30 protein-coding genes are annotated in these 26,628 nt (G+C 65.0%); 9 read left to right on the forward strand and 21 right to left on the reverse strand.

All coding sequences use genetic code 11. The features are described from left to right. Positions 1 to 63 precede the first annotated feature (63 nt). The 11 genes from AC07NT_RS17160 to AC07NT_RS17210 all read right to left on the reverse strand — a co-directional run bounded on the left by AC07NT_RS17160 (position 64) and on the right by AC07NT_RS17210 (position 10,549). A complete protein-coding gene (locus tag AC07NT_RS17160) occupies positions 64 to 2,151 on the reverse strand; it encodes a TonB-dependent siderophore receptor (protein ID WP_498599828.1) in 2,088 nt (695 codons plus the stop codon). A 242-nt stretch (positions 2,152 to 2,393) separates the two neighbouring features. After that, positions 2,394 to 3,197 (reverse strand): DUF2145 domain-containing protein, encoded by an 804-nt coding sequence (locus AC07NT_RS17165; RefSeq protein WP_498599827.1) that lies wholly within the window; start codon positions 3,195 to 3,197, stop codon positions 2,394 to 2,396. Next, complete coding sequence (locus tag AC07NT_RS17170) at positions 3,194 to 3,646, reverse strand: hypothetical protein (protein ID WP_498599826.1); 453 nt, start codon at positions 3,644 to 3,646, stop codon at positions 3,194 to 3,196. The genes AC07NT_RS17165 and AC07NT_RS17170 overlap by 4 nt, the downstream gene beginning before the upstream one ends. Before the next feature lie 26 nt (positions 3,647 to 3,672). Continuing rightward, a complete protein-coding gene (locus AC07NT_RS17175; RefSeq protein ID WP_498599824.1) occupies positions 3,673 to 4,134 on the reverse strand; it encodes a YiaA/YiaB family inner membrane protein in 462 nt (153 codons plus the stop codon). Between the two features lie 131 nt (positions 4,135 to 4,265). Next, complete coding sequence (locus AC07NT_RS17180) at positions 4,266 to 4,664, reverse strand: PPC domain-containing DNA-binding protein (protein ID WP_498599822.1); 399 nt, start codon at positions 4,662 to 4,664, stop codon at positions 4,266 to 4,268. Positions 4,665 to 4,672: 8 nt separating this feature from the next. After that, positions 4,673 to 5,230 (reverse strand): NADPH-dependent FMN reductase, encoded by a 558-nt coding sequence (locus AC07NT_RS17185; RefSeq protein WP_498599820.1) that lies wholly within the window; start codon positions 5,228 to 5,230, stop codon positions 4,673 to 4,675. 58 nt (positions 5,231 to 5,288) lie between these two features. Continuing rightward, a complete protein-coding gene (locus tag AC07NT_RS17190; RefSeq protein WP_498599818.1) occupies positions 5,289 to 5,831 on the reverse strand; it encodes a flavin reductase family protein in 543 nt (180 codons plus the stop codon). A gap of 142 nt (positions 5,832 to 5,973) precedes the next feature. Next, positions 5,974 to 7,461, reverse strand: coding sequence for a P-loop ATPase, Sll1717 family (locus tag AC07NT_RS17195; RefSeq protein ID WP_498599817.1), 1,488 nt, complete (start codon positions 7,459 to 7,461; stop codon positions 5,974 to 5,976). A gap of 103 nt (positions 7,462 to 7,564) precedes the next feature. Then, complete coding sequence (locus tag AC07NT_RS17200; protein WP_498599815.1) at positions 7,565 to 9,511, reverse strand: MFS transporter; 1,947 nt, start codon at positions 9,509 to 9,511, stop codon at positions 7,565 to 7,567. Between the two features lie 23 nt (positions 9,512 to 9,534). Continuing rightward, the gene (locus tag AC07NT_RS17205) at positions 9,535 to 10,317 is read right to left on the reverse strand and encodes a hypothetical protein (RefSeq protein ID WP_498599814.1); all 783 of its coding nucleotides are present in this window, start codon (positions 10,315 to 10,317) and stop codon (positions 9,535 to 9,537) included. A gap of 10 nt (positions 10,318 to 10,327) precedes the next feature. Further along, positions 10,328 to 10,549, reverse strand: coding sequence for a hypothetical protein (locus tag AC07NT_RS17210; protein ID WP_498599813.1), 222 nt, complete (start codon positions 10,547 to 10,549; stop codon positions 10,328 to 10,330). A 383-nt stretch (positions 10,550 to 10,932) separates the two neighbouring features. Here AC07NT_RS17210 and AC07NT_RS17215 point away from each other — a divergent pair, with 383 nt between their 5' ends. Further along, entirely contained in the window at positions 10,933 to 11,664 is a 732-nt protein-coding gene (locus AC07NT_RS17215; protein ID WP_498599811.1) for a helix-turn-helix domain-containing protein, read from the forward strand. A 4-nt stretch (positions 11,665 to 11,668) separates the two neighbouring features. On the opposite strand, the gene AC07NT_RS17220 is transcribed toward AC07NT_RS17215, so the two are convergent. From AC07NT_RS17220 to AC07NT_RS17235, 4 genes are all read right to left on the reverse strand, one after another. Continuing rightward, positions 11,669 to 12,928 (reverse strand): FIST signal transduction protein, encoded by a 1,260-nt coding sequence (locus AC07NT_RS17220; protein ID WP_498599809.1) that lies wholly within the window; start codon positions 12,926 to 12,928, stop codon positions 11,669 to 11,671. A gap of 7 nt (positions 12,929 to 12,935) precedes the next feature. Beyond that, on the reverse strand, positions 12,936 to 13,487 hold the full coding sequence (locus AC07NT_RS17225) for a PhaM family polyhydroxyalkanoate granule multifunctional regulatory protein (protein WP_498599807.1): 552 nt from the start codon (positions 13,485 to 13,487) through the stop codon (positions 12,936 to 12,938). A 117-nt stretch (positions 13,488 to 13,604) separates the two neighbouring features. Further along, entirely contained in the window at positions 13,605 to 14,582 is a 978-nt protein-coding gene (locus tag AC07NT_RS17230; RefSeq protein ID WP_498599805.1) for a tripartite tricarboxylate transporter substrate binding protein, read from the reverse strand. A gap of 41 nt (positions 14,583 to 14,623) precedes the next feature. Continuing rightward, positions 14,624 to 15,505, reverse strand: coding sequence for a fumarylacetoacetate hydrolase family protein (locus AC07NT_RS17235; RefSeq protein WP_498599804.1), 882 nt, complete (start codon positions 15,503 to 15,505; stop codon positions 14,624 to 14,626). A gap of 170 nt (positions 15,506 to 15,675) precedes the next feature. Here AC07NT_RS17235 and AC07NT_RS17240 point away from each other — a divergent pair, with 170 nt between their 5' ends. After that, entirely contained in the window at positions 15,676 to 16,347 is a 672-nt protein-coding gene (locus tag AC07NT_RS17240) for a FadR/GntR family transcriptional regulator (RefSeq protein WP_498599802.1), read from the forward strand. 21 nt (positions 16,348 to 16,368) lie between these two features. Here AC07NT_RS17240 and AC07NT_RS17245 read toward each other — a convergent pair whose 3' ends face one another. From AC07NT_RS17245 to AC07NT_RS17260, 4 genes are all read right to left on the reverse strand, one after another. Then, positions 16,369 to 16,827 (reverse strand): copper chaperone PCu(A)C, encoded by a 459-nt coding sequence (locus tag AC07NT_RS17245; protein ID WP_498599800.1) that lies wholly within the window; start codon positions 16,825 to 16,827, stop codon positions 16,369 to 16,371. A gap of 36 nt (positions 16,828 to 16,863) precedes the next feature. Beyond that, a complete protein-coding gene (locus tag AC07NT_RS17250; RefSeq protein ID WP_498599799.1) occupies positions 16,864 to 17,409 on the reverse strand; it encodes a YcnI family copper-binding membrane protein in 546 nt (181 codons plus the stop codon). Positions 17,410 to 17,419: 10 nt separating this feature from the next. Then, the gene (locus AC07NT_RS17255; protein ID WP_498599798.1) at positions 17,420 to 19,717 is read right to left on the reverse strand and encodes a TonB-dependent receptor; all 2,298 of its coding nucleotides are present in this window, start codon (positions 19,715 to 19,717) and stop codon (positions 17,420 to 17,422) included. A 77-nt stretch (positions 19,718 to 19,794) separates the two neighbouring features. Then, complete coding sequence (locus tag AC07NT_RS17260) at positions 19,795 to 20,151, reverse strand: DUF2946 family protein (RefSeq protein ID WP_498599797.1); 357 nt, start codon at positions 20,149 to 20,151, stop codon at positions 19,795 to 19,797. Positions 20,152 to 20,268: 117 nt separating this feature from the next. Here AC07NT_RS17260 and AC07NT_RS17265 point away from each other — a divergent pair, with 117 nt between their 5' ends. Together AC07NT_RS17265 and AC07NT_RS17270 are read left to right on the forward strand one after the other, a co-directional pair. Next, complete coding sequence (locus AC07NT_RS17265; RefSeq protein WP_498599796.1) at positions 20,269 to 20,640, forward strand: TraR/DksA family transcriptional regulator; 372 nt, start codon at positions 20,269 to 20,271, stop codon at positions 20,638 to 20,640. A 40-nt stretch (positions 20,641 to 20,680) separates the two neighbouring features. Further along, on the forward strand, positions 20,681 to 21,109 hold the full coding sequence (locus AC07NT_RS17270; protein ID WP_498599795.1) for a hypothetical protein: 429 nt from the start codon (positions 20,681 to 20,683) through the stop codon (positions 21,107 to 21,109). Between the two features lie 70 nt (positions 21,110 to 21,179). Here the strand turns inward: AC07NT_RS17270 and AC07NT_RS17275 are convergent, their stop codons facing one another. After that, positions 21,180 to 22,190: a fumarylacetoacetate hydrolase family protein gene (locus AC07NT_RS17275; protein WP_498599793.1), complete on the reverse strand. Its 1,011-nt coding sequence runs from the start codon at positions 22,188 to 22,190 to the stop codon at positions 21,180 to 21,182. Positions 22,191 to 22,261: 71 nt separating this feature from the next. Between AC07NT_RS17275 and AC07NT_RS17280 the strand changes: the two genes are divergently transcribed. From AC07NT_RS17280 to AC07NT_RS17290, 3 genes are all read left to right on the forward strand, one after another. Continuing rightward, positions 22,262 to 23,041: an IclR family transcriptional regulator gene (locus AC07NT_RS17280; protein WP_498599791.1), complete on the forward strand. Its 780-nt coding sequence runs from the start codon at positions 22,262 to 22,264 to the stop codon at positions 23,039 to 23,041. Next, a complete protein-coding gene (locus AC07NT_RS17285; RefSeq protein ID WP_498599790.1) occupies positions 23,038 to 23,796 on the forward strand; it encodes a DUF3108 domain-containing protein in 759 nt (252 codons plus the stop codon). Before AC07NT_RS17280 ends, AC07NT_RS17285 begins: the two co-directional genes overlap by 4 nt. Positions 23,797 to 23,872: 76 nt before the next feature. Beyond that, on the forward strand, positions 23,873 to 24,169 hold the full coding sequence (locus tag AC07NT_RS17290; protein ID WP_498599789.1) for a BTH_I0359 family protein: 297 nt from the start codon (positions 23,873 to 23,875) through the stop codon (positions 24,167 to 24,169). 7 nt (positions 24,170 to 24,176) lie between these two features. On the opposite strand, the gene AC07NT_RS17295 is transcribed toward AC07NT_RS17290, so the two are convergent. Beyond that, on the reverse strand, positions 24,177 to 25,223 hold the full coding sequence (locus AC07NT_RS17295) for an AbrB family transcriptional regulator (RefSeq protein WP_498599788.1): 1,047 nt from the start codon (positions 25,221 to 25,223) through the stop codon (positions 24,177 to 24,179). A gap of 38 nt (positions 25,224 to 25,261) precedes the next feature. Between AC07NT_RS17295 and cutA the strand changes: the two genes are divergently transcribed. Both cutA and purU read left to right on the forward strand, forming a co-directional pair. After that, complete coding sequence (cutA, locus tag AC07NT_RS17300) at positions 25,262 to 25,588, forward strand: divalent-cation tolerance protein CutA (RefSeq protein WP_498599786.1); 327 nt, start codon at positions 25,262 to 25,264, stop codon at positions 25,586 to 25,588. Positions 25,589 to 25,689: 101 nt separating this feature from the next. Continuing rightward, entirely contained in the window at positions 25,690 to 26,538 is an 849-nt protein-coding gene (gene purU, locus AC07NT_RS17305) for a formyltetrahydrofolate deformylase (RefSeq protein ID WP_498599785.1), read from the forward strand. Positions 26,539 to 26,628: the final 90 nt, after the last annotated feature.

Consider the following 26,628-nt stretch of genomic DNA (forward strand, 5'->3'; position numbering starts at 1 on the left):
CAAAATCGGGCACGCCGCGCCTGGACGTGCGACGTGCCCGGCCCTCCTGTTGCCCTTGCCTCTTCAGAAGTTCACCGTCGCGCTCACGTTGATCGAGCGCGAGTCGCCGGCCTTGATGTAGTCGGCGTACTGGTACATCCAGTACTGCTTGTCCAGCAGGTTGTTCACGCTCACGCGGTAGGTCGTTGCATAACCTTGCAGCTTGGTGTCGTACGACGCCCCGAGGTTGACCAGGGTGTAGCTGTCCACCGACAGGTCGTTGGATGCGCGCAGCGGCGTTGCGCCGGTGTACTTGGCGCCCAGGCGCACCTGCAGGCCTTGCACATCGGGCACGCGGTAGGCCACCTGTGTGGTCGCAACGACCTTGGGCGCGCCGACGACGTCGTTGCCGTTGTTGGCACTGCCCGACACGTACTCGGTGTCCAGCAGCATCAGATTGCCGCCCACGCTCCACAGCTTGCTCAGGCGCGCCGTGGCACCGAGCTCCAGGCCCTGGTAGATCGACTTGCCGTCCTGCACCAGGAAGTTCGAGGCGTTCTTGTATTCGGACTTCTTCTCCACCCGGAACAGGGCCGCCGTGCTCGACCATTGCGGACTGTCGGTCTTGACGCCCAACTCCCACTGCTTGCTGGTGATGGGGTCCAGCATCTCGCCCACGGTATTGGCGTAGCCGCTGCCGGCCGTGATCACCGTGCCCTGCTGCAACGACTCCACGTAGCTGGCGTAAGCCATGCTCTGCGGTGTCAGCTTGTTCATCAGCGCCAGGGTCGGCGTCACCACGCCGCTTTTCTCGTAGATCGATGTCACCGCACCGGCGGCATTCATGCTCTTCTGCTCGTAGTTGGTCCAGCGCAGGCCACCCAGCACCGACCAACGATCGGTGAGCTCGACCCGGTCGCTGGCAAAGGCCGTCTTCTGCGTGGTTTCGACCGCGCGGTAGAGCTGCAGCGCGTCGAAAGAACCCACGCTGGTGTAGCCCACGGTGTTCTGCGCGTACAGGTTGCCCGTGCCCACCCCGGTATTCCACACACTGGCGTTGGCGTAGTCGTTCGCCTGCTGCTGCCAGGACACCCCCGCCACGAGGTTGTGGCGCACCGTGCCGGTCGCCACACGACCGGTGGCCATGGCGTCCCAGTAGTTGTACTGGTAGCGCTCGCCGTAGTCGGAGCGGTCGACGCTGTAGTTGCCGGCCACGTTCTGTACGTTCAGGATCTGCTCGTTGCGGCGCGTCTTGCTTTCGCTGTGGCTAAAGTTGGTCTGCGCCTGCCAGTCCGGGTTCAGCTGGTATTTGAGGCCGGTCGCGAGGTATCCGAACTTGTTGTCGGTGTAGCTGCCCGGCCCGACCAGCTTCTGGTCGTTCTTGACGACCGATGGCAGCTGCGCGCCGGTGTAGCTGCCGGTCTTGATGGTCGGCTCGGTGTCCTTGGCCAGGCGCTCCTGATAGAGGCCCTGGAAATCCCAGGTCAGGCGATCGCTGAGCTTGGCATCCAGGGCCAGCAGCATGGAACTGCGCTCCAGCGCACCGCCGTTGGGCGCCGTGCCCTGCTCACGCGTGACGTTCACCCGGTAGCCCAGCGCGCCGTCGCCACCTGCACGGCCGCCCAGATCCACATTGGCGCGCACCAGGCTGCTGGTGCTGTAGCCCAGCGTGACGCTGCGCGTGGGCGTATCGGTCGGCTTCTTGGTGACGTAATTCACCACGGCACCCGGCGCGCCAAAACCGTACATGAAACCCGATGCGCCCTTGAACAGCTCGACCTGCTCGAAGTGCTCGTAGGGCAAGGTCGTTGAATAGCCCAGGAAGGGCTTGCCGTCGATGCGGTAGGAGTTCTGCCAGTCCAGGTCCAGGCCGCGCACCGTCAGGTAGGTGCCCCAGGCGGTGTTGGCGCCGGTGTTGTCGGACACCGAGGCATCCTGGTTGAACAGATCACCCAGTTTCTGCGGGGCCTGCTCCTGGATCTGCTCGCTGCTCACCACCGCGCTGGAAAAGGGGGTGTCCTTCTGGGTGACGTTGCCCAGCGCGCCGGCCCCCACCACCGAGCCCAGGTTCTGCGTCACCCCGAACACCGCCGGGGCCACCACTTCCACGCTGGGCAACACGCCTTCCTGCGTGTTCTGGGCCTGTGCCAAACCCGCGCAGAACAGCGTCAATGCCGTCGCAAGCTGGTGCTTACTAAAGATTTGATCCTTTTCCTTGCATGGTTTTCCGGAACCTCGTTTTCGCACGCTCGCCATCGCTATCCCCTGTTGGTGAAAGCGACAGATCTTATTGCAAGTGAGAATGATTTGCAATTAATAATGCTTTAGGACATCAAAACCCGGGGAAACTGAAGGGCTAAAAGGGAGGTGCAAGCCCGGGTCAGGCCGAACTTGCGCACCCCTCCGACAGCCGCTCAATAGCGCAACAGCACCGGCGCCCCGCCCAGTTGGGCGTTCTGCAGCCAAGCAAAGACCGAGTCCACCGTGACCGTCTCGATGCGGTCGCTGTAACGCTTCTCGCTCGGGTGGTCATCGAAGGCCACATTGGCGGCGCCTATGCGCCCGCCCAGGCGCGTCAGGGGCCGGATGATCAGCACGCTGGGCTGGTAACCCTTGAACTGCAGCCAGGCCTGGGCGCGTTCGCGTGAATACACCGTGGGCTCCATGGCCGCGGCCAGCGTCTCGATGGCCCACTGGTTGCTCTGCTGGTACTTCTGGCTCCAGGGGTAGCTCACGATGTTGTAGGGCCGGTGGTGCAGTGCGGTCGCGCGTTGCTCGTGCAGCAGCAGTGCGTGCAATTTCGCCTGCACCTCTGGCGTGGGCACCACCCAGGCCGCCTCCAGGCGCCAGAGGTCGTCCAGGAAGAACTCGCCCAGGCCCTGGCGGTAGATCGCCGCTTCCTGCGTGCCGCAGTGGTTGAGCTTGTGCAGCACGCGCCAGACATGCCCGCCCTGCCCGTCGGGCTGCTTGTAGGCAAAGCCCAGATGCGACCAGCGCAGGCCGTACTTGCTCAAGTCCTGCCCGGCGCGCGCCAGCAGCACCACCTGCGCGCCGCTGGCGTCGAGCGCCTGCAGCGTGCGTTCGGCCAGCGTGAGGCCCCGCTCTACGGTGATGGCCTGCAAGGGCCGGTTTTCGCAGCTGCGCCCGGCGTGGGCCGGCGCCGCGGCCAGCAGCAGGGCCGCCAGCAGCCCTGCAAACCATAAGCGTGTGAACTTCATAGCGCCACCCGCTCGTTGTGCAGCAGGGCCCGGCCCAGCGCATTGGGAATGAAGGCGATGGCCTCACCCGCCACCGAGAGCACCACACCCGCGCCGATCACGCTGACGGCCAGCACCGTGCCCACGCCCACAACAGATGCGCCCAGGCCCTTGCCCACGATCTCGATGCTGGCCACCGCACCGTCGGAGGCCCGCTCCAGCACATAGACGGTGCCACGCGCGGTGGACTCCACGGTCTTCACGATCAGCACCGCACCGCTGACGGACAGCGCTACCGGCACCATCACCACCGCGGCGGCGGCCGCGCTGCCCACGACCACCACCGAAGCGATGGGCAGGGCCGAGAGCGTGCTGAGCGCCGAGGCCTCGGTGTGGGCACGGGCCGGCAGGGTCACGCTGCCCAGGGCCATGGCAACAGCCAGGGCCAGAGAGAGATAACGTTGTTTCATGATGACTCCTGGTGTCTTGGTGTCATTCATTCGCCACGCGCAGCAGCACGGCGACCTTCCAGGCGGGCCTCGGCCAGGTCGGCTTCGTGCCCGTCACGCAGGGTCTTGGCCAGCGTGAAGGTGGTGGTGATCAGGTAGAGCCAGCTCACGCCCAGGAAGGCCTTGTAGGTCTCGCTGATCTCCATGCGCAGCAGACCCCAGCCCGTGAGCGCCATGGCCAGGAAGAAACCGATCCACACCACGAACTTGAACATCGGCGAGTCGGCCGCCTTGCCCTCGGCCTGCGCCTTCTCGTTGTCACGCACGAACTTGGCCAGCACGAAGGCCGCCGAAAGGCAGAAGAAGTACCCCATGACCATGAAGGCCCGGTCCAGGTCCTTGCCCGGCAACCAGGCCAGGCCCACGCCGCAGAGAAAGACAGCCAGCAGAAAGGAAACCCAGACCTGGAGAGACCAGGCTTTGGAATCACGGTGGATGAGCACTTGCATGTAGGACCCCTTGGGGTTGTTGAACATGCAGCGGACTGTGCAGCGGAACGCTTCAAAAGGAAGCGCCTGGATAGCCCGGTTCTGTTTCTGAAAACCGAAAGTATCCTTATTGGATACTTTTTGGGACGTCGTTATGTCAGGGGGCGCACCACCAGCTCCTGGTAACCGGTACCCGCATCGGGCTCGCGTGCGAGTCGCCAGTCGGGCAGCGTGGCCAGCAGGACCTCCGCCGTCGTCCGGACCTCGTTGCCATGGACCACGTGCCCGCCAAAGACCCGGCCCTGTGCGTCGGACACAGACATGTGCAGGTGCGCCCCCTGGGGCGTGAGCGTGCCGGAGAGCGTGAGGATCTCGAAGGGGCCGCTCAGCGTGGTCTCTTCCGTGGCATCGGCCAAACGCAGCCTGGCATGGACCAGGCTGCCGATGCCGGCGACCACAAAGGCCGAGCCCGTGGGCTCGCTCTGTGCGGCTTCTTCGAGCGCACGGCGCAGATCAACCCCGGGTGGCAGGCGTATGGGGCGGTAGCTCATACGCGGGCTCAGCGTACGGGAAAGGCCGGCCCCGGGCTGCCAGGGCTTCCTGTGATGGCCGCCCCGAGATCCGCCAGCGCGGAGGCTATGGCATGGGCCACGGGCGGTGATGCCAGCATGCCCTCTTCCGTCAAGGTGTCCGCTGTCAGCTGGATGCCGACCGATGCGGACTCGATCACGGCGGCGGACATGGTCTTGAGAGTTTCCCGCAGCGCGGCATCCGAGTAATAGGCTCGGGGTTGTGCATTCAGCAGGACCACCGGCTTGTCGATGAAGGATTCGAGACTGACCAGCCAGTCGAGGGCGTTCTTCATGACCCCCGACACACCATGCGCGTACTCCGGGCTGGCGACGATCAGGGCGTCCGCACCCGCAACGGCGGCGCGCAGCTCGGCGACCGGACGGGGAACGGATGCCTCCAGATCGATGTTGAACAGCGGCAGATCACCTATGCCACTGAACACTTCGACCTGCATGCCTTGCGGCGCCAATCTTGCCGCGGCGCGCAGCAAGGCCGTGTTGATGGAGGCCGCACGCAGGCTGCCGGACAGGGCGATCACTTTCATATCAGCCGACATTAGACAACGTCGGCCTGGACGACCGCAGTCCGGCGCGAACCACGCACTAAACGCCCACCGGCAGCTTGGAGCGCATGGCCTGGCGACGGTCCAGCTTGCGGCCATCGGCGATGAAAGTGCCGTCGCCCACGGCATGCAACATGCGCCGCTCCTTGCGCGTGGCGTCCACCCAGGCGGCCACGCCCCGCAGGAAAACGACGCCGTGTTTCCTGTTGTAGTCGATCACCCGGCACTCGATGTTGGCCAGACATTCCTGGATCAGCGGCGCCTTGACCTTGCTGGCTTTGAGCGGCGTGAGCTTGAATTTCTCGAACTTGTCCGTGTCCGTGCCCGAGCAGGTGCCGATGCCGACGACCTTATCCAGCAGGTCCACAGGGGGAATAGCGATCACGCATTCCTTCGTCTTGCGCAGCGCGGCGAAGGAATGGTTCCACGGCCCGGTGGTGAGGGCGAACACCGGCGTGAAGTCCACCACCATGGTCCACGAGATGGTCATGATGTTGCTCTGTTTGCCGTCGTGCGTGGTGACCAGCACCACGGGGCCGGGCTCGAGCAGGGTGAAGGCTTTGCTGAATGGGAGTTTCTTCATGGACGCCTCCGTCATTGCCTGCGCGTGCTGCTCTGTCTTACACCGAGCAGCAGCCTAAAGATATTGGAATGCAGAACTCATTTCCGCGCTCCGCTATCACGCTGAACTGAGAACAAGAAGCACGAAAGCTCGAACCTTGAACTCAACGGCCACGTCGTAGTCGAGAAAACTTCTCACGGTGCGACTTATCGAGCTTTCTGATATCTAAAGCTTCTCGATAGCAAGGGTGGATCTCCCACGCAAGCCCAAAGTCATCATCTGTCCGCGAAGTTAGGAAGTCGGGCATCTGGTCAAAGCGATAGTGTTCATATCCGGCGTTTGATTCACTTCTGGCCATAATGAAACCAATGCGATACAGGAATCGGGCGACCTCTTTCGGCGATCGCGCATTCTCGCCTTCGATTCTGGGAGTAAGGTGATTGAGGATGCGGTTGTTAATCCAGCTGAAAAGCTTATCCCGTGGCATCAGCCGATCCGCGCCGCGAAAGCCGTTGAGGAGCTCCTCGATTTGTGGGCACTGATGCTTATGCTCTGCAACCAGATCGGCTATACGCTTCGCCCCGTATTCGCCCCACACAAGATCCAAGTCTTCTTTCGTGATTACTGTACGTCGATGCCTCAGTGCGGAGGCCTGAGCGAGCTTGCACAGCTGAATGGCCCAGCGCGGTCGCTCGTAAGAAAGCGTGTAGATAACTTTGTAGGTATCGACCATCTTTTCGGCCCACTCCATCTTTGGAGCGAACACCCTTTCAAGAAGCTGCTCATGCCCCTCTTCCTCCGAAAGGCCGCGCGGCATGGGGGGAACTTTGTTGCCAGATCTCTCGATTTCGGTCGCGATCCGGAGATAAAGCAGCCTAAGAAAATCCTCCTGATACCAGAGTATTTCGAACACATACTGCTCCATCTTGTCGAGAGATTCGTCATATCGACGAATCAATGCCCAGACGTCAGTGCGCATTGTTGCTCGGAAAAAAATTCCCTTTAAGTCTTGCGCCAAGTAACGACATGCCGAGAAAAAAGTGCTGAGTGCCAAGGACTCCTGATTGGTGTTCTGATACGTTGCATCTAGGTCGTCGATCAGAATCCAAACCTTTCGATCTTTCACTCTTTTAAGTAGCTCCAACTCGTTCGGAGCGCGGAGCTTCTTCGGATGCCCATCACCGAGAATTCTGTCGAATCTTTCAACAAGACAACTCACGAGATTTTTGGACTTGTAGCCGTCTAGCTCAGCCGTCTCGACAAGAGTAATTGAGTCATCTGTAAGCGCCAGATTCATTCGCTTCGCTAGCTCGCGGTTCACGAGGGCGCAAAGACGAATCATCCAATCATTTATGTAATCGTTTGGCGTAACCAGGGGCGATGAGAGACCAAATTTGGCACGAACCAAGTCTGCGCCTCGACACTTGATGACGAGTGCATCTGCGTCAGAACTCGCCAGGCGATGGCTCGCCCATTGGAGAAGCGCAGATTTTCCGACGCCTTTTTTTGCAGAAGCAACAAGTATCTTGTTGTCTTCGAGCAAAAACCTTTTGAAGGCCGACTGCTCAACAAAATACTTTGCCAACTGCTCAGGATCAGCGTCATCCCCAGCTTCATTTCCAAAGTCTATGTCTCTTAGTATGTTTGTCACTCTGGCCTCCGATTCCTTAGCTGAACAGTGTAGTTCGATTCTTGATTTCGCCCCTCAGGATGAACAGAGCAGTGCCCTATTAACCCAATCGCCAAAATGTTATTTACGCCTCTTTTGCCAACAATCCAGCCACCCTCTCCCGCAGCTCATCCAGCTGCACTCGATCCGCGGGTAGCGTCGCTCCCACATTCAGGCCCACCGTGTTGAAAATCCCCCGCCGGAACGGCTTGGCCATGGCCGTGGGCTTGCCGCCCACCAGCTCGGCGCGGCTGAAGTAGGAACCCCAGAGGTTGGTCAGCGCCATGGGCACCACGGGGGCGGGCTGCAACTCCAGGATTTTCATGAGGCCGCCCTTGAACTCCTGCAGCGTGCCGTCGTGCGTGATGCCGCCTTCGGGGAAGATGGCCAGCAGGTCGCCTTCTTTCAGCACCTGGGCGGCGGCGGTGAAGGCCGCGTCGTAGGCCGCCGGGTCTTCGGCACGCGGGGCGATGGGGATGGCCTTGGCCAGTTTGAAGAGCCAGCCCAGCACCGGGATCTTGAAGATGCGGTGGTCCATGATGAAGCGGATGGGCCGCGGGCTGGCCGCCATGAGCAGCACCGCGTCCACAAAGCTCACGTGGTTGCAGGCCAGGATGGCGGGGCCCGTTGTGGGGATGTTTTCATCGCCCGTGACCTTGAAGCGGTAGACAAAGTGGCTCATGACCCAGGCCACGAAACGCAGCAGATACTCGGGCACCAGCAGGAAGATGTAGAGCGCCACCACGGCATTGGCCAGGCCCACCAGGAAGAAGATCTGCGGGATGGTGACGTCCATGGCCAGCAGCGCGCCCGCGATCAGCGAGCTGGCGATCATGAAGAGCGCGTTGAGGATGTTGTTGGCCGCGATGATGCGGGCACGGTGCGTGGCCGGGCTGCGCAACTGGATCAGCGCGTACATGGGCACGCTGTACAGGCCGGCAAACAGGCTCAATAGCAGCAGGTCGGCCATGACGCGCCAGTGGGCGGGCAGGGCCAGGAAGGCGGCCAGGCCCATCACCTCCGACGCCGGCAGCTTGTGCGAGGCGAAGTAAAGGTCGATGGCAAAGACCGTCATGCCGATGGCGCCCAGGGGCACCAGGCCGATTTCCACGTGGCGTCGGCTGAGCATTTCGCACATGAGCGAGCCGATGCCGATGCCGATGGAAAACACCACCAGCAGCAGCGAGGCCACGTGCGCGTCGCCGTGCAGCACTTCCTTGGCGAAGCTGGGGAACTGGCTCAGGAAGACAGCGCCGAAGAACCACATCCAGCTGATGCCCAGCAGCGAGCGGTAGACCACGATGTTGCCGTGTGCGAGCTTGAGGTTGCGCCAGGTCTCGCTGACGGGGTTCCAGTTGATCTTCAGGCCGGGGTCGGTGGCTGGCGCGGTGGGGATGCGCGCCGCGAACAGGCGGCCGACGACGGCCAGGGCCACGCAGGCGAAGGCCACGTTCTGGTGCCCCACCTCGGGAATGGCGACGATGATGCCGCCCACCACATTGCCCAGCAGGATGGCCACGAAGGTGCCCATCTCCACCATGCCGTTGCCGCCCGTGAGCTCTCGCTCGCTGAGCACCTGCGGCAGGTAGGCGAACTTGACCGGGCCGAAGAGTGTGGAGTGCAGGCCCATCATGAAGGTGCACAACAGCAGCGCCGGCACGTTGGCCATGATGAAGCCCCAGGCCGCCACCAGCATGATGGCGATTTCCAGGTTCTTGACGAAGCGGATCATGGCCGTCTTCTCGAACTTGTCGGTCAGCTGGCCGCTGGTCGCACTGAAAAGCAGGAAGGGCAGGATGAAGAGTGCGCCGATCACCAGGCCCGCCATGGCCGGCGGCAGCCAGCTGACCTGCAGCTGGTAGGTGACCATGACGGTGAAGGCGAACTTGAAGAGGTTGTCGTTGGCGGCGCCGCTGAACTGCGTCCAGAAGAAGGGCGCGAAGCGGCGCTGGCGCAGCAGGGCAAACTGGTTGGGGTGGGCATCGGCGGCGGCATGCGGCTCGGCCGGCCAGGTCTTGTCAAAGTCGCGCAAGGCGTGCTCCTCTTGAATTGTTCTTAGATGTGCATGGCATTCTGCCCCAGCGCGCGCAGCGCGCTGATGACAGGCCATGCGGCGAACGCGGCCACCAGATGCTTGAGGCTGTGGCCCGAGACCAGCTGTGCCGTGAATGCGTACACCGCCGCGTCGTACTGTTCCAGCGCCTTGGCCGCGGCATAGATGGCGATGACCACGCCCCAGCGCACAGCCAGCGCCCCGGGCAAAGGTTTCACCGCCGCCAGCACCAGCAGCAGCACCATGCCGCTGCCCTGCAGCAGGGCCCAGGGCAGCAGGTTGCCGCTGGCGGCCCAGGCCCCCACGGCCAGCGGCCCGCACAGCAGCACGGCCGCGGCGAACCACCCTGCTGCACGCCCGCCGACATGCGCGGCCACGCCCAGGCCCAGCAGGCCGGCGAAGGCCACCGTCATGCCCAGGCGGTCCACCACCAGGCCCGCGTTGTCGGGCGCCACGTGGTACCAGGCCGAGCACAGGGCCGTGACGATGAGGCCCACGAAGAAGAGCGCGGCCAGCTGGCGCTGCGGCTGCTCCAGCGCAGCGGTGGGCACGCGGCGCAGCACGTACAGGCCCAGCAGGCCGAAAAACGCGAACGGCAGATTGCTCAGTACGTCGAGTGCGCAGGGCAGGCCCAGCCAGCTGCGCTGGTCGGCGAAGTCATGGAAATGCGGGGCTTGCGCCAGCGGCGGCATGAAGGCGGCCAGCAGCACAAGCGCCAGCACACCGAGCCACAAGGGCACGGCCGAACGCGTGGACACGGCGGGGGCGAAGGTGGCTTGTTTCATCACGGCCTCCTCAGCGCCGCATCGCGTCGATGGCCGAGACGGTCAGCAAGCCCGCCCAGAACAGGCCGTAGAGCAGCGCGGCAGCCACGGGCACGCTGAACAGGAACAAGGCGGTGTTGCGCAGGGCACGGCCCTGCCTGTAGCCCTTGTAGATCAGATAGACCAGCAGCGGCGAGCCGTAGGCATACAGCAGCACGGCGAAGTAGAGGATGTAGCCCAGGTGTTCACGCATGGTTGACTCCGTAATCAAGACGGGTGCATGTTCGGACCGACGGGGCTGGGAAGTCTCGTATTTGATGACCAGGCCGATGCATGGTATCTTGAAGTATCTATTTTTGATACCGAGGGCCTGTTCGCACTAATTTCTCAAGTGCGAACGAGGTGCAAACGGTGCCAATCTAGGCGCACGACGAAACCCAGACTGGTGGTCTGGGTGAGGAGTGCAACAACGAGTGGCGCTGTTTGCACCCCGTTCCCTTCGGGTTGTGGCCAAAAAGGCCATGCGGGGTGTTGCGCGGACTTGCCGGGGGGCTACCCCGGCGGCGTCCACGCGCCTACCGCATGACCTTTTTGATCCACAACGCATCTTGAGAAATTAATGCAAACAGGCCCTTTATGAGCACCACCGCCGATCTCGTCCTGACCCTGAAGAAGGAACTGAAGGCCGCCCACCTGACCTATGCCGACCTCGCGAAGAAGCTGGGCATGGCGGAGAGCAGCGTGAAGCGCATGCTGGCCAAGGGGGACATGCCGCTGTCACGCATCGACGCGATCTGCCGCGCGCTGAAGCTGGATTTCGCCGAGCTCGCGCGCCGCGTGGCCGACGCCCAGCCCCTGCTGGCCGAGCTGACACAGGCCCAGGAGAAGGCCGTGGTGGCGGACAAGAAGCTGCTGCTGGTGGCCATCTGCGTGCTGAGCCAGTGGACGCTGGAGCAGATGGTGGCGGCCTACCGCCTGAGCGAGGCCGAGTGCGTGAAGTACCTGGCGCAATTGGACCGCATCGGCATCATCGAGCTGCGGCCACTCAACCGCTACCGCCTGAAGCTGGCCAAGACCTTCCGCTGGCGCCCGCACGGCCCGGTGATGGACTACTTCCGCGAGCACGCGCTGCTGGACTATTACAGCGGCGACTTCGACGGCCACGGCGAAGGCCTGCTGCTGGTGCACGGCAGCGTGAGCCGCAGCCTGGCGCCCTCCTTCATGGAACGGCTGCAGCGCGTGGCGCAGGATTTCGCGCAGCAGCACCAGGCCGACCAGAAGCTGCCCGAGAAGGACCGCGAGGGTTACACCCTGCTGCTGGCCATGCGCAGCTGGGAGTTCGAGGCGTTTGCGAAGCTGCGACGCTGATGAATCAGTCCGCCAGGAACACCGTCAGCACGCCGGTGTAGCCATACACGTGATGCCGCGCGATCTCACCGCCGGCGAAGAATCCCACCAGGGGCACATCACCCAAGGCATGGCGCACGATCTGCAACTCCGCGCTGGGGCCGCCGAAGTGCGGGCCGCCGCGGCCTGAGCAGCTGACGTAGACCGCGCCGGCGATGCGCCGCGAGGCCGGTGCCAGGGGTTCGGGCTCCGCGCCCGCAGGGGCCACGGTAAGCGGCAGCTCCTCGGGTTCCAGCTCCTCGCGGATCTCGGCGCAGATGCGCATGAGGTCGGCGCGCGCGGCCTGCACATTGCGCTGGCAGAAGGCCAGTTGCATGCCCTCTTCCACCACCTCGGCCAGGGCCACGCCACCGCGCTGCGGGTCCAGGCCGATGATGTGACGCACGCGCACATCGCTGCCAAAGTTGCCGGTGCGGTTGATGGCGCGACCGTCGGCCGCCACGTCCTGCATGTGGACCAGACCGGCCAGCGTAGCGCGCACGGCGCTGAGCGCCTGTTCGGGTTCATCCAGGCTGACATCGAGTTCGCGCAACAGCACCTGCAACGCGGGCTCGCCGTCGAGCTGGTAGACCACGTTGCGCTCGGCTTCGGTGATGGTGTGGCTGCCGGCCACGGGGCAGCAGCCCTGGGTCACACGCGAAACCACGGACACACCTTCGCCGAAGGCCACGCCGCTGAGCCCGCCGTGGAAGACACCGGTGGAGCGCCCCTGGCCGCGGATGAAACCGTCACCGCCCAGGGCGAACTGCACGCTCTCGCCGCGGCTCGCGGCCAAGCCACCGAAGAGGTAACCGCTGTCGGTGCGCGCGGCCATCTCGTTGATGAGCTCGGAGAGTTCGGGGGTGCGGCCGTCGGCGTGCACCAGTGCGGTGTGCGCATCGAAACTCAATCCCAGGGGGGCCACGCCGGAGAAAACGCGGTACTGGTCGGCCGGCAGGTCGCAGAGCATCACCGCCATGGCCGGTTCGTCGAAGTACTCGACGTTGGTGGCGGCTATGCCCACACCCACGGTGCCGGCCCAGTCGGTGACCTCGGGCAATTCGGCACTCAGGTGGGCCAGGATGGCTTCGGCATCGGCCGCGTAGTGGTCGCTGATGTAGAGCAGAGCCAGCGTAGGACTGGCAGCACCGGGCAGGGCCAGCTGCGCGCGCAGCTGGGCCAGCACCAGCGCGGCGGCCATGCGCCATTGCGGGTGGGTGGCGTGGGCCAGGGGGAAGTTTTTCATCAGCGGCTCAAGACGCAGGCGGTTTGGGCTTGCGCGGGGTGGTTTTCTTTGCGGCCTTGGCAGGCGGCGCGGGCGCAGCCGCGGCAGCGCTGCGTGCGGCCACGTCTTTCATGGCCTGGCCGGCGATCTGCTGGAACTGCTGCGTGAGCGCGCCCCAGTACTGCATGGGATCGGCCATCGGGGGTGTTGCGCCGGCGGCCGTGTTTTCAGCAGGGGCGGGCTTGGCTTGTGCAGCCGTGGGCCTGGCCGCAGGCGCCGCACCCGGCATGGGCCAGGCCATGCCGGTGCCGGGCATGGGCACGTTCATGCTCTTGAGCGTGGCCAGGGTCATCTTCTGCACTTCGAGCGCCTGGATCGTGGCCTTGAGCGCGGCGGCGTTCTGGTCCAGCCAGAACTGCACGGCCTTGAGTTCGGAGATGCGCTTGTCCAGCGCTTCGGGGTCCATCGTAGGAGCGACCCAGCCGGCTGCGGAGGCGTTGCCACCCTGGGCGAGTTTTTGCAGGAAATCGAAGCCCGGCACGAACTGGCCAAAGCCTGTGGGGTCTGACGGTTTGCTCATCCAGCCGCTCCTGCAGGGTTCACTGGGAAACAGCTTACCCCATGGCAAGCCGCTGCGCTGCGTGGTCCCCAAAAGAAACCGGCCCGCGTGGCGGGCCGGTCACAGTGCGCAAAGGCTTTACTCGACGCGGCCGATGCGCTGCACCAGCGCGGCCATGGCCTTCGCGTCCGCCTGCACGAAGCGCTCGAACTCGGGCGTGTCCTGGTACATGAAGGAGGTGCCTGCCGCCACCAGCGATTGCTTGGCGCGCGCGTCTTCGCTGGCTGCCTTGGCGGCCTGGCGCAGCCTGGTCACCACGGCTTCGGGCGTGCCGGCCGGCACGAACAGGCCGGACCACTGCGAGTAAGTGATCGGCACACCGAGTTCCTTAAAGCTTGGCACCTCGGGCAGAGCCGCCAGACGGCCTTCGCCCCAATGGGCCAGCACGCGCAGCTTGCCGGCGCGCACGTGCTGCATCACGCTGGAGGGGCCGGTGGACAGGGCGTCGATCTGGCCGGCCAGCAAGGCCATGACGGCCGGGCCCGCGCCGGTGTAAGGCACGTGCAGCATGAAGGTGCCGGTGGCGACCTTGAGCTGCTCCATGGGCACGTGCATGGTGCCGTAGTTGCCCGAGGAGCCGAAGGTGGTCTGGCCGGGTTTGGCCTTCACGTGGGCGATGAAGTCCTTGTAGGTCTTCCAGGGGCTGTCGGCGCGCACCACCAGCGCGGTGGGGTCGGCCGTGAAACGCGCGATGGGCTTGAGCTGGTCCAGCGTGTACAGCGGGTTGCGTTTGAGCACCTTGTCGGCTTCGGGCAGCACGACGACGGAGGACAGGGACATGAGCAGGTTGTAGCCGTCGGCGCGCGACTTGGCCACCTGCGCCATGCCGATGCCGCCGCCAGCGCCGCCCTTGTTCTCCACCACCATGGGTTGGCCCAGAGCGCGCGCCATGGCTTCTGCCACGGGGCGGCCCACGGTATCGGCCACACCACCCGGCGGGAAGGGCACGAGCATGGTGACGGGTTTGCTGGGGTACACATCCTGCGCAAAGGCGGGCAGGCCGGCCGCAGCCAGCGCGGCTGCGCCCAGTTGCAGGAATTCGCGGCGTTGGGTCATGCTGGTCTCCTTGTGTTGGAACATCGTCTCGAACTTGGGGCTCAGATTTCCTGGACCGGGTTGCTCAGCTCGCCCAGGCCGCTGATGGCCACGCGCACCACGTCGCCGTGCTTGAGGAACTTGGGCGGGTTGAAGCCGATGCCCACGCCCACCGAGGTGCCGGTGAGGATGATGTCGCCGGGCAGCAGGGTCATGGCCGCGCTCATCTGTTCGATCAGGGTGGGCACGTCGAAGATCAGCTGCGAGATGTGGGCGTTCTGGCGCTGTTCGCCGTTGACCCAGGTCTGCATGCGCATGTCGGTGGGGGCTTCGTCGGTGGTGGTGATCCAGGGGCCGATGGGGCAGAAGCCGTCGAGCGACTTGCCCAGGAACCACTGGGCGTGGTTCTTCTGCAGGTCACGCGCGGTGACGTCGTTCGTGGCGACAAAACCCCAGACCTGCTTCATGGCGTCGGCCTTGCTGACGTTGCGGCAGGTGGTGCCGATGACCACGCCGATCTCGCCCTCGTAGTCCACCGACTGGGTGTGCTTGGGGTTGAACTGGATGGGATCGGTCGGGCCGTTGAGCGTATGCGTGGCCTTGGTGAAGATCTGCGGAAAGGCGGGAATGGCCGAGGCACCGCCGCTGGTGGCGTTGAAGCCGCTCTTGTCAAACTCCATGGCGTGCTCGTGGTAGTTCTTGCCCACGGCAAAGGGGTTGCGCAGGAAGGCCGAGAGCGGCGCCATGAACTTCACCTGGGCCATGGGCACGCGCGCCGTCACGGCGGCCTGCAGCTGCGCTGCGCTCACGCCGAGCTGGATGACGTTGAGCACCGGGTTGGGATGCTGGGCCAGCGTGCCGCCGACCAGGGCGACTTCCTTCTTGGCTTCGTCGACCAGGGCGAGGTGGATCTGGCCGTCTTTTTGGACACGTGCGACTTTCATGCGGACTCCTGAGGGGCAACCGGATATTGGTTGCCATTGGTTTATCTTGGTGAAAAATTATAAAGACCGATTATCACTCTTGCGTTGGTGGAAAACACGTAGTCCTGTGCTTTATTGGTTTCATTTGGTCTATCATTGACCAGAATCCTCCAACCTTTGCCTTGCGACCCATGGACCCCACCGCCCTGCTGCGTGAAACCCTGCTCGAAAAGCTGAAGTCCGGCATCTGGCGCGCCGGCCACCGCATCCCGACCGAACGCGCGCTGTGCACCGAGTACAGCCTGGGCCGCTCGGCCGTGCGCCGCGTGCTGGGGCAACTCAAGGAGGCCGGCCTGATCACGCAGACGGTGGGCAGTGGCACCTATGTCAGCGAGCGCATCGCCACCCTGCTGCCGGCACTGGAGTCCAGCGCGGCCACCGCGGCGGTCAGCCCGTCCGAGCTGATGGAAGTGCGCATGGCGCTGGAGCCGGCCATCGTGGAGATGGTGATCCGCAATGCCACGCCGGCCGATTTCGCACGCATGGCGCAGTGCTGCGATCGCGCGGAAGCGGCCCATACGCTGGAAGACTTCGAGCACTGGGACGGTCTGCTGCACGAGGTGATTGCCGAAGCCGCGCACAACAGCTTCGTGAGCCAGGTCTTCAAGCTCATGAACCAGGCCCGCATGCAGGGTGAATGGGGCATGCTCAAGCGGCGCAGTGTCACGCCCGAGCGGCGCGACGCCTACCAGCGCGAACACCGTCAGCTGGTCGCCGCGCTGCGCGAGCGCGACCTGGACCGCGCGCTGGACTGCACCCGCGGGCACCTGGTGCACGTGCAGCGCAATCTGCTGGGACGTTAGCGCCGGCCCCGGCGCGCAGCCTCAGTGCTTCGCGTCGGTACCCGGTGCCGCCATGCGCACCGGCAGCTGCACCTGCAGCTTGCTCTCGACGCCCTTGGCGTCCTTGAACACCAGGGTCAGGGGGATGGTGCTGTCCTTCCTCAGCGCGGTCTTCAGGTCCATCAGCATCACGTGGTAACCGCCAGGCTTGAACTCCACGGTCTTGCCGGCAGGCAGCTCGATGTCCGGAGCGGCGCGCATCTTCATAATGTCGCCCTCCATCTTCATCTCATGCACTTCGGTGATGCCGGCCACCGGCGAGGACGCATCGACCAGGCGCGTGTTTTCCTTCGCGGTGAGCTTCATGAAAGCACCGCTGGCCTTCTGGCCCTGCACGGTGGCACGGACCCAGGCCTCGCTGACGTCGACGGTCTGCGCATGCGCGCAGCTGACCGATAGCGTGAGTGCGGCAACGAGGATGTGGATGAATTTGCAAGACATGGCGTGACTCCTGATGGAAAACTATAAAGGGAAAGCTCAGTGGGCGTGCATTGCGGACGGCCCCGAGGGCAGCACCTCGAGCAGGACCGCAGGCGTCTTGAGGCCGCGGGTTGACGTGCCTTGCGCGGGAATCTCGGACCAGTCCAGCCGGCCTTGGGCGCAAGTCTGCTCTACACGGAACCACAGGGCCCCGGCCTGTTCGGGCACGGTGGCGCGCAAGACGAACTCGTCGTACCAATCGTCCTGCAAGGCGTAGGCCGGGCTGCTGGCTGTCCAGCTGACCTCGACCACGTCGACGCTGACGGCCTTGCCGTGGCTGCTGTAGGGCTGGGCCAGGGTTTCGCGTCGCACGGCCAGGGTCCAGCCTGCCTTGGGCATGGGCTTGGCGCCGCGCACGCCAGCGGGCAGGACCACCCGAATGGCCGTGGTGGGGCTGCCGTCGCAGCCGTGACCCACGCGGAAGACAGCGCGGTAGCTGCTGCCGGCCAGCGCGGCCTGGTCTTCCAGGACCACGTGGGCCGAGGCGGGAGTGGAGATCGCCAACACGGCGCTGGTGCCAAGGAAAGCAAGAAGGTTTTTCATAGGGGCTCTTTCAGAAATTGACTTTGAGATCCGCCACGTAGGTGCGTTGCGGATAGGGGTGGAAGTTCCAGTAGGTTTCGTCGGTGAGGTTGTCGATGCCCAGTGAAGCCACGGTCCTGGGGTTGAAGCGGTAGCGCCACCGCACATCGGTCACCAGGTAGCTGCTGGCACCTGTGTAGGCGTCACCGTTGACGTCGGAGTTGTCGAGCGTGGAATACTGCTTGCCGCTGTAGCGCACCCCCAGGGAGCCGCTCTGCTGCTCGTCGAAGCGGTAGTTGGCCAGCGCCGTGGCACGCCAGACCGGCACACGCGGCTGGTACTTGCCCACGCTGGCCGGGTTGGTCGGGTTGCTGACGATGCGCGAGTCGGCATAGGTCAGGCTGCCAGACAGCTCCAGGCCCTTGAGCAGCGCATCGCTGCCGTTGTAGGCCAGCTCCACGCCCTGGGTATTGACCGCGTCGATGTTCTGCACACGGCTGGTGGTAGTGCTGCCAGGGATGAGCTGCGAGTAGAGCGCATCACGCGTGTCCTCGTTGAACACGGTCAGGCGCAGCAGACCGCGGCCCAGGTCCTGCTCCAGGGTGAGCTCGGTGGTCCAGGATTTTTCCGGTGCCAGATTCGGGTCGTTCACGAAGGAGAGGTTGGCGTTGGAGGTGGCACCGTAGAGTTCCTGCACAGTAGGCATGCGCACAGCGCGGCCCGTGGCGGCCTTGAGCACCTTGTCGGCCGACCACTGATACGCCAGTGCGGCCTTGGGCGAGACGTAGTTCTCGATGCGGCTGGCGTAGTCCACCGGGGTGGAGCCGCTGAGGCGGGTGTAACCACCCGACGCGCTCCATTGCTCAACGCGCGCGCCCAGCACGGTCTTCCACCGCGGCGCGAAGGTCCAGCTGTCCTGGCCATAGAGGGCCTGAGTCTGCGTCTTGCCGCCGACGTCGCTGTTGAGCGAACCCGCGCCATCGGTCAGCCAGTTGCCGGCGATGTTGGATTTGAGGATGCGCAGCTGGTAGTTGTCCTGCTGGGCGCCGAAGTCCACGATGTGCGCGCCCTGCAGGCCCTGGGGTCGCCAGGTGCCGCGCGCCACCACGGTGGACCAGCCCGTGCCCTTCTGGTCGGTGATCGTGCCCGCGCCGCCGCCCAGGGTGGAAGTGGCCGAGAGTGTGGCCGCACGCAGCTGGTCGCGGCCATAGTCATAGACGCTGGCAGCCAGCTCCCCGTCCCACTCGCCTTTGGTGTTGCTCTTGAGCGAGAGGCCGTGCATCACGTGCGCCAGGCTCTCACGCGAGGCATTGAAGGCATTGTTGACGTTGTAGCTCTGGCCGTTGATCTGCACGTCGCCGTAATACACCGCATTGCCCGCGGCGTCGCGCAGATAACTCTGCGGGTTGCCTTCGGCGGTGTTGGCCCAGCTGCCCAGGGTGTAGCTGGCGCGCAGCGTGGGCGAGAGGTCGTAAGCCAGCTTGATCCGGGCCTGGTCCTGCACGGTGTGGTACTGGGTGTTGGTGCCCAGGATGTAGTTGTCCGCATTGGTGGTGCTCAGGGTGCGCACGGCACCGGTGACCGGCGTGGCGCCCGCGCCGCCCGTGGCCGACAGCAACTTGGTGGCGAACACCAGGGGCTGGCCCGTGCTGTCCGTGTGGTTCACATGGACCCACCAGGACCAGTCGCCACTGCGGCTGCCCAGCGAGGCGCTGCCCTGGCTGCCGCCATAGCTGGCGCTGCTGTTGTAGAGCTTGAAGTTCTGGTTCCAGGCACCCACGCTGGCCGAGCCCTCGAAGTGGCTGGGCATGCGCGTCACATAGTCCACCACGGCGCCCACGGAGTTGCCCGGATAGGCCGCTGAGTAGGGGCCGTACATGACGTCGACCCGCTCGATCTCCTCGGGGCTCACCATGCCCCAGCGCGGCGCATAGGTGGCGCCATTGCCCAGGTAGTTGGAGAGCAAGATGCCGTCGGCGTACACCGCCGAGCGCGCGCTGTTGCCCGTGCCCGAGGCGCGACTGGACAGCACCGCGTGGTTGTAGTCACCCACATAACGCTTGCGCACCAGCAGGCTGGGGAAGTACTTCAGCGCATCCTCGCTGTCGGTGGCATTGACGGTCTCCGCGATCTGCTCGCGCGTCACACCCTCGATGGTGGCGGGAATCTGCGTGGGCAGCGAGGTGGGCTGGCCGCTGTTGACGGTGACCACACCGAGCGACTTCGCCGGCGCATCGGTTTCGGCCTGCGCCGCGACGTTCTGGGCCGAGACCTCAAAAGCCAAGGGACAGGCCAGGGCCAAGGCCATGACCAGGCGGTTCTTCCGCATGAATACGCTCCGGAAACATCAGGGGATGCAGCCGCGCCTTTCACCCGGGTGAAAAGCGGGAACTGCGCAGCGATGGATCAGGAAAGCGAGGGAGGCCCGCGCGCGGGCAGTGCCGCAGCCGTGCGGCCGGAGAGATGTGCGGCGGCCACCGGGAGCAGCACATGTGCCAGCGCTGCGGGAAGCTGCGCTGCAGGCTGGGCCAGGGACGGCGGCGCGCCGGCGGTGACACAGAGGGGGCAATCCAGTGTGAGGCTGGATGCCGCCTGGCTGCCGTCGTCGCTCGTGACGATCAGCTTCATGGCCCCGCCGCTGGCGCAGACCAGTTCCATGGACTGCGGCTTCACCAGGGGCGACGCGATGGCAACGCCCAGCGCGAACGTGAACCACACCAGCACAAGGCGGGCGAGGAAACGGGCGTGGCGCAGGGTCTGCATGCGCTGCATTATCCCCCACCGGTCCCGGCCGGCTGCCGGCACCGACCTTGACCTGTGTCAAAGACGAGCGCAGAGTGGACGCGCATGATGGCTCCGTACCCTGATGGAGAGTCCGATATGAGCACCCAGATCACAGCACCCTTCAAGAAGCAGCTGCTTGAACAGCGCTCCTCCCTGCTGGCCCAGCTGGCCAGCCTGCGCGGCGGCAACGTAGGCCGGGCGCAGGCCTCGGACGAGCATTTCGGCGGGCAGAAGGAAGATTCCCGCGCGCAGATGGAAACCGAACGCGAGCTGGAATTCACGCTCGATGCCCGCGAAAGTGCCGAACTCGACGCCGTGGATGCCGCGCTGCAGCGCATCGCCGACGGCAACTATGGCGTGTGCGTCGATTGCGGCAGCGACATCGCCGCCGCCCGCCTGCATGCCGCGCCCGAAACGCCGCGCTGCCTCAACTGCCAGGACAAGTTCGAACACGGGCGCCGCGCCTGACGCGCACCCTTCACCTTACGACCCGAAGAAAGAAACCACCATGCCCACCTTCCACGCCATCGTCTGGCTCGACCGTTCCGAAGCCCACGTCATCCTCTTCGACCGCGAGCACATCGCCGCGCAGAAGATCAAGTCACGCAGCCACCACAAGGCCACGGGCGGCCACACGGGCTCGCACCAGGGCTCGGGTCGCGGCGACAGTGCCACCGGCCACCACAGCCCCGCCGGCGGCCACAGCAGCGGCGACGAGACCTACTACCACTCGGTCGCCGAGGCCCTCAAGGGCGTGCACGAGATCCTGATCACCGGTCCGGCCCAGGCCAAGGACGAGTTCAAGGCGCATTGCACGCGCCATGACAAGGATATAGCCAAGGCCATCGTCGGTGTAGTCACCAGTGACCACCCGAGCGACGGCCAGCTGGTGGCCATGGCCAAGCAGTATTTCCTCAAGTACGACCAGATGAACTAGAAGCTCTGACTTGCCCTCGGCGCAAAAAAAGGCGACCCTCGGGTCGCCTTTTTTGCGGGCGGGTGGCGCCTTACTTCGCCAGTGGCACGATCTTCTGGTCGATGGCGCCGAAGACCGACTGGCCGTCCTTGCCCTTGATCTCGATGCGGATGGTGTCGCCGAACTTCATGTAGTCAGTGACGGGCTGGCCATCCTGGATGGTTTCGATCGCGCGCTTCTCGGCGATGCAGCTGTAGCCCTTGCTCCACTCCTTCTTGCCATTGACTTCGGTGGCGCGGTTGCTGACCGTGCCCGAGCCGATGATGCTGCCGGCGCGCACATTGCGCGTCTTAGCCAGGTGCGCGATGAGCTGGCCGAAATGGAAGGTCATTTCCTCACCGGCCTCGCACATGCCCACGGTGCGACCGTTCCAGGCGCTTTGCAGGGTGAGGTGCAACCGGCCCTGCTGCCAGCTGTCGCCCAGTTCGTCCAGCGTGACCGCGACGGGGCCGAAGGCGGTGGCGGGTTTGCTCTGCAGGAAACCGAAGTTCTTGGCCAGCTCATCCGGAATGAGGTGGCGCAGGCTGACGTCATTGGCGATCATCACGAGACGGATGCCGTCCAGGGCCTGCTCGGGGCCGGCGCCCATGGGCACGTCGGCGGTGACCACGGCCACCTCGGCCTCGAAGTCGATGCCGTGCTCCTCGCTGACGCAGACCACGTCATCACGCGGGCCCAGGAAATCATCGCTGCCGCCCTGGTACATCAGCGGTTCGGTGTAGTAGTTGGCCGGTACCTCGGCCTTGCGCGCCAGGCGCACCAGCTCCACATGGTTGATGTAGGCCGAACCGTCGGCCCACTGGTAGGCGCGCGGCAGCGGCGCCATGCATTGCGCCGGGTCAAACGGGAAAGCGTGACGCGCCTTGCCCTGGTTGAGCGTGACGTAAAGGTCCTGCAGCTGCGGCGAGAGGAAGTTCCAGTCGTCCAGCACCTGCTGCAGGTGGTGGGCAATGCCGGTCGCATAATGCGCCGTGCTCAGATCGCGCGAGACGACGACCAGTTGGCCGTCGCGCGAACCGTCCTTGTAGGTGGCAAGCTTCATCGATGGTTTCTCGAATGACGTATCGTTAAACTGAGTGCACCCGTCGAAACGGGGTTCCTTCCAATTACATCATGGACAAGACACGCGCAGGCATCCAGTCGGTCGAGGTGGGCTTTGCCCTCGTCGACGCGCTGGCCCGCGCCAACGGGCCACTGATGCTGCGCGACCTGGCTGCCACCGCCGGCATGAGCGCGGCCAAGGCCCACCGCTACCTGGTGAGTTTCCAGCGCCTGGGCCTGGTCAGCCAGGACGCGGCCAGCGCACGCTACGACCTGGGCCCGGCCGCGCTGCGCATGGGCCTGGCGGCCATCACGCGGCTGGACGCCGTGAAACTGGCGCGTGAACGGATGCCCGCGCTGATGCGGCACATCGGCCACACGCTGGCCCTGGCGGTCTGGGGCAACCACGGCCCCACCATCGTGCACTGGGAAGAATCGCCCCAAGCCGTCACCGTGAACCTGCGCCTGGGGGATGTGATGCCCCTGCTGTCGTCGGCCACGGGGCGCTGTTTTGCCGCCCACGTATCACGCGACGCCATCGCGCCCCTGCTGCGCACAGAACTCGCGCACGCCCGCAAACTGGACCGCACGGACCTGCCGCGCAACCAGGCAGAACTGGCCGAGTTGCTGCAAGATGTGCGCAGGCAGGGCATGGCCCGTGTGGTGGACACTCTGCTGCCCGGTGTGGCCGGCTTTTGCGCGCCGGTATTCGATTTCGACGGCCACCTGGTGCTGGGCATGGTGGCCATGGGCTCGGTGGCCCATTTCGACACGGCCTGGAATGGCACGGTGGCCACGGCGCTGGGCCAGGCCGCACGCCAGCTTTCGCACGAACTGGGGCACGCGGCTTGAAAACTTCTTCTGCGATTTCTGCATGCCTGCTGGCTCTGCTGTACACCGCGGCGCTGGCCGCCCCCCCGGCGCCGGCGCCCTCTGTCGCGGCCGGCGCGCCAGCCGTCGTACCGGCGCTGGTCCTGCCGGCCCCGCTGCGCCTGCACTACGCCATCCGCGGTCGCGTCGGTTTCCTGCCCTACCGTGCCGGGGGTGAACTGCTCTGGACCCACGACGGCCGTAGCTACCAGGCCCGCATGGAGGTCAACATTTTCCTGCTGGGTTCGCGTGTGCAGCACAGCCAGGGTCGGCTCACAGCAACGGGCCTGCAGCCGCAGCGTTTCGTCGACCGCGTGAGCAATGACCGCAGCGTGGACTTCGACTACCCGGCGGCCCGCATCCGGTTCAGCGAAGGCACGGAACCGGTGCCGCTGCCCGAGGGCGCACAGGACCATCTGAGTGTGTTCATGCAGCTGGGCAGCCTGGTCGCCGCAGCCCCGCAGCGTTACCCGGCGGGCACGGCCATCACCTTCCCGGCCATGGGCATCTACGGACCGGAAAGCTGGCGTTTTGTGGTGGCGGGCGAGGAAAAGATCGATCTGCCCGGAGGCGAGCAGGCTACCGTCAAGTTCACGCGGGCGGCCACCCGCAGCGACGAACCCAATGCCGAGCTCTGGCTGGCGCCGGCCCTGGGCTGGCTGCCCGCCCGCATACGCCTGTACCAGGACAACGGCGACTATGTCGACCAGCTGTGGCGGGGCAGCGAGACGCCCTGAGCTTACCGTTGCAGGGCCCTTGAAATCAGCCGCGGCGGCGCCAACTGGGAAACAGGCCCTTTATGGCCGACACACCATGAACACGCTCTACGACTCTGACGACTACATCGTGAACCACCTGCTGGCCACCGCCGAGCCGGATGCCACGCAGGCGGTCGAGGACAGCGACGGCAACCTGCCGGCGCTGCTGCGGCACGGCTTCGAGATCGTGGACAAGCGGGCCGGCAAGGGCATCTATCTGGACGGCACCTGGGCCGAGCTTTTCCAGCAGCGCCTGGCCGAATGGCAGCGCACGACACCGTCGCAGGAAGAGGTGGAAGACACGCTGGCCCAGTACACCGAACTGGCCACCCTGCCGCTGCACATGCACTGAGTCGGGATCAGCGCGGCGCGTAGAAGCGGCGATACAGAGGGTCGATCAGCAGCAGCACGGCGAACAGCCGGCAGAGCTGGAACACCGTCACCACCGGTGCCCCCAGCTGCAATACCTTGGCCGTGATGGCCATTTCGGCGATGCCGCCGGGTGCCGTACCCAGCAACAGCGTAGCGGGGTGCAGGCCGGTCGCCTGGGCCAGCAGCCAGCCCAGGCCGGCACTGGCGAGGATCATGGCCAGCGTGCCCAGGGCCACGGCGCCCAGCCAGCGCGGAGCGGTGTGCACAAAGGCCGGCGTGAAACGCACGCCCAGGCTCACGCCGATCACCAGCTGTGCGGCATTCGACAGCCAGGACGGGATGCCCGTGAGTTCAATGCCGCCGAGCGTGATCGCCATGGCCACCACCATGGGCCCCATGAACCAGGGGTTGGCGCGGCCCAGGCGCTCCAGTGCCCAGGCCCCGGCCGCCGCCGCGCAGGCCAGCAGCACAAAACCGCCGGGCTGGAAGACGCGCGAGACCAGTACCGTTGTGTCCAGCCCCTGCACGCCACTGAACTGCAGCGCGAAAGGAATCAGCACCGCCACGATGAGCACGCGCAGGCTGTGGGCGGCCGCCACCAGGTCGGTGCGGGCATGGGAGCGCTCGGCCAGCAACGTCATTTCGGAAGCCGCGCCGATGGCGCTGGCAAACCAGGTCGTGGCCCGGTTCATGCCCGGTAGATGCCCCTGGCTGCGCTGCAGCCACAGGCTGAACAGCCAGCCCAGCAACAGGGCCCAGACCACCCCGACCAGGATGGCCCACCAGAGGCTGACCACCAGCGCGCCGACCGCCGGCGTGAAGTACAGCCCGAGCGCCATGCCGATGGTGCCCTGCCCGACATTGCGCAGCACAGGCCAGCTGGCCGTGGGCGAGCGCAGCATGGAGGCGATGGCCGTGGCCAGCAGCGGTCCGATGAACCAGGGCAGGGGGATGCGCAACCAGACGCAGCACAGGGCGGCACACAGGGCCAGCAGCAGCGTGGCAGCGATACGGGCAGGGGAAGTGAAACGCATGAAGAGCGCGTAGTATCGCCTCAAGCAAGGACCGACGCATGAAGACCAACGGACCCGAACATTGCGTGGTGCAGACGACCCTGCCCAGCGAAGCCCAGGCCGCCGAACTGGCCCGCGCCATCGTGCAGGCCCGCCTGGGCGCCTGCGTACAGCTGCAGGCCATACGCAGCTTCTACGTTTGGCAGGAGCAGGCCCATGACGAGCCTGAATGGCTGTTGAGCATCAAGACCCGCTGCACTCTCTACCCCGCGTTGGAAGCCTGGATCCGCGAGCGTCACCCCTACGAAACACCGGAAATCATCCAGTTGCCCATCACTGCCGGCAGCGTGGCCTACCTGGCCTGGGTGGACCAGCACACCGGCTGAGACCCCGGGCGAGGGTTGGCTCCGGAAAATAGCGACAATTGGGGTCTGCGGCTGCCAAAAGCGGGCGCGGGCCCCATTTCACTGTCCTCACATCCCGGTTTATGAGCCAAGCCTACATCCTCACCTTCTCCTGCCCGGACCGCCTGGGCATCGTGCACGCCGTCTCCGGTTTCCTGCTCGAGCGCGGCGGCAACATCGAAGAAGCCGCCCAGTACAACGACCCGGCTACCGGCCTGTTCTTCATGCGCGTGCGCTTCTCCTGCGGCCAGGTGACGTACGAGGACCTGCAGGTGCAGCTCAAGCTCTTCGCCGAGCCCTTCGCCATGCAGTGGAGCCTGCACGCGGCCGCCACGGCCATGCGCACCGTGCTTTTCGTCAGCAAGGAAGGCCACTGCCTGAACGACCTGCTGTTCCGCTGGAAGATCGGCCTGCTGCCCATCGACATCCGTGCCATCGTCTCCAACCACCGCGAGTTCTACCAGCTGGCGGCCAGCTACAACGTGCCCTTCCACCACATCCCGGTGACGGCGGCGACCAAGGCCCAGGCCGAGGCCAAGCAGTACGAGGTGGTGCAGGCCGAAGGCGCCGAGCTCGTCGTGCTGGCGCGCTACATGCAGGTGCTCAGTGATGACATGTGCCGCAAGCTCTCGGGCAAGGCCATCAACATCCACCACAGCTTCCTGCCCAGCTTCAAGGGCGCCAAGCCCTACTACCAGGCGCACGACCGCGGCGTGAAGCTGATCGGCGCCACCGCCCACTATGTGACGGCCGACCTGGACGAAGGCCCCATCATCGAGCAGGACGTTGCCCGCGTGGACCATAGCAAGACCGTGGAAGACCTGACGGCCATCGGCCGCGACACCGAGAGCCAGGTGCTGGCACGCGCCGTGAAGTGGCACAGCGAACACCGCGTGCTACTCAACGGGCACAAGACGGTGATCTTCAAATAAGCGGTCTTAGTTGAATATGCAAAAGCCCCGTGTTATACAACTCGGGGCTTTTTTGTTGCGAGCTACCGCATTACAGCCGCCCGTATTTCG

The sequence above is a fragment of the Hylemonella sp. GW821-FHT10B10 genome (assembly GCF_059415585.1).

Bases quoted from the DNA above. Each gene is read 5' to 3' on its own strand.
- AC07NT_RS17165 (WP_498599827.1), bottom strand. From the start codon at position 3,197: ATGAAGTTCACACGCTTATGGTTTGCAGGGCTGCTGGCGGCCCTGCTG.
- AC07NT_RS17170 (WP_498599826.1), bottom strand. From the start codon at position 3,646: ATGAAACAACGTTATCTCTCTCTGGCCCTGGCTGTTGCCATGGCCCTG.
- AC07NT_RS17175 (WP_498599824.1), bottom strand. From the start codon at position 4,134: ATGCAAGTGCTCATCCACCGTGATTCCAAAGCCTGGTCTCTCCAGGTC.
- AC07NT_RS17180 (WP_498599822.1), bottom strand. From the start codon at position 4,664: ATGAGCTACCGCCCCATACGCCTGCCACCCGGGGTTGATCTGCGCCGT.
- AC07NT_RS17185 (WP_498599820.1), bottom strand. From the start codon at position 5,230: ATGAAAGTGATCGCCCTGTCCGGCAGCCTGCGTGCGGCCTCCATCAAC.
- AC07NT_RS17190 (WP_498599818.1), bottom strand. From the start codon at position 5,831: ATGAAGAAACTCCCATTCAGCAAAGCCTTCACCCTGCTCGAGCCCGGC.
- AC07NT_RS17205 (WP_498599814.1), bottom strand. From the start codon at position 10,317: ATGAAACAAGCCACCTTCGCCCCCGCCGTGTCCACGCGTTCGGCCGTG.
- AC07NT_RS17210 (WP_498599813.1), bottom strand. From the start codon at position 10,549: ATGCGTGAACACCTGGGCTACATCCTCTACTTCGCCGTGCTGCTGTAT.
- AC07NT_RS17215 (WP_498599811.1), top strand. From the start codon at position 10,933: ATGAGCACCACCGCCGATCTCGTCCTGACCCTGAAGAAGGAACTGAAG.
- AC07NT_RS17220 (WP_498599809.1), bottom strand. From the start codon at position 12,928: ATGAAAAACTTCCCCCTGGCCCACGCCACCCACCCGCAATGGCGCATG.
- AC07NT_RS17225 (WP_498599807.1), bottom strand. From the start codon at position 13,487: ATGAGCAAACCGTCAGACCCCACAGGCTTTGGCCAGTTCGTGCCGGGC.
- AC07NT_RS17230 (WP_498599805.1), bottom strand. From the start codon at position 14,582: ATGACCCAACGCCGCGAATTCCTGCAACTGGGCGCAGCCGCGCTGGCT.
- AC07NT_RS17235 (WP_498599804.1), bottom strand. From the start codon at position 15,505: ATGAAAGTCGCACGTGTCCAAAAAGACGGCCAGATCCACCTCGCCCTG.
- AC07NT_RS17240 (WP_498599802.1), top strand. From the start codon at position 15,676: ATGGACCCCACCGCCCTGCTGCGTGAAACCCTGCTCGAAAAGCTGAAG.
- AC07NT_RS17245 (WP_498599800.1), bottom strand. From the start codon at position 16,827: ATGTCTTGCAAATTCATCCACATCCTCGTTGCCGCACTCACGCTATCG.
- AC07NT_RS17250 (WP_498599799.1), bottom strand. From the start codon at position 17,409: ATGAAAAACCTTCTTGCTTTCCTTGGCACCAGCGCCGTGTTGGCGATC.
- AC07NT_RS17255 (WP_498599798.1), bottom strand. From the start codon at position 19,717: ATGCGGAAGAACCGCCTGGTCATGGCCTTGGCCCTGGCCTGTCCCTTG.
- AC07NT_RS17260 (WP_498599797.1), bottom strand. From the start codon at position 20,151: ATGCAGACCCTGCGCCACGCCCGTTTCCTCGCCCGCCTTGTGCTGGTG.
- AC07NT_RS17265 (WP_498599796.1), top strand. From the start codon at position 20,269: ATGAGCACCCAGATCACAGCACCCTTCAAGAAGCAGCTGCTTGAACAG.
- AC07NT_RS17270 (WP_498599795.1), top strand. From the start codon at position 20,681: ATGCCCACCTTCCACGCCATCGTCTGGCTCGACCGTTCCGAAGCCCAC.
- AC07NT_RS17275 (WP_498599793.1), bottom strand. From the start codon at position 22,190: ATGAAGCTTGCCACCTACAAGGACGGTTCGCGCGACGGCCAACTGGTC.
- AC07NT_RS17280 (WP_498599791.1), top strand. From the start codon at position 22,262: ATGGACAAGACACGCGCAGGCATCCAGTCGGTCGAGGTGGGCTTTGCC.
- AC07NT_RS17290 (WP_498599789.1), top strand. From the start codon at position 23,873: ATGAACACGCTCTACGACTCTGACGACTACATCGTGAACCACCTGCTG.
- AC07NT_RS17295 (WP_498599788.1), bottom strand. From the start codon at position 25,223: ATGCGTTTCACTTCCCCTGCCCGTATCGCTGCCACGCTGCTGCTGGCC.
- cutA (WP_498599786.1), top strand. From the start codon at position 25,262: ATGAAGACCAACGGACCCGAACATTGCGTGGTGCAGACGACCCTGCCC.
- purU (WP_498599785.1), top strand. From the start codon at position 25,690: ATGAGCCAAGCCTACATCCTCACCTTCTCCTGCCCGGACCGCCTGGGC.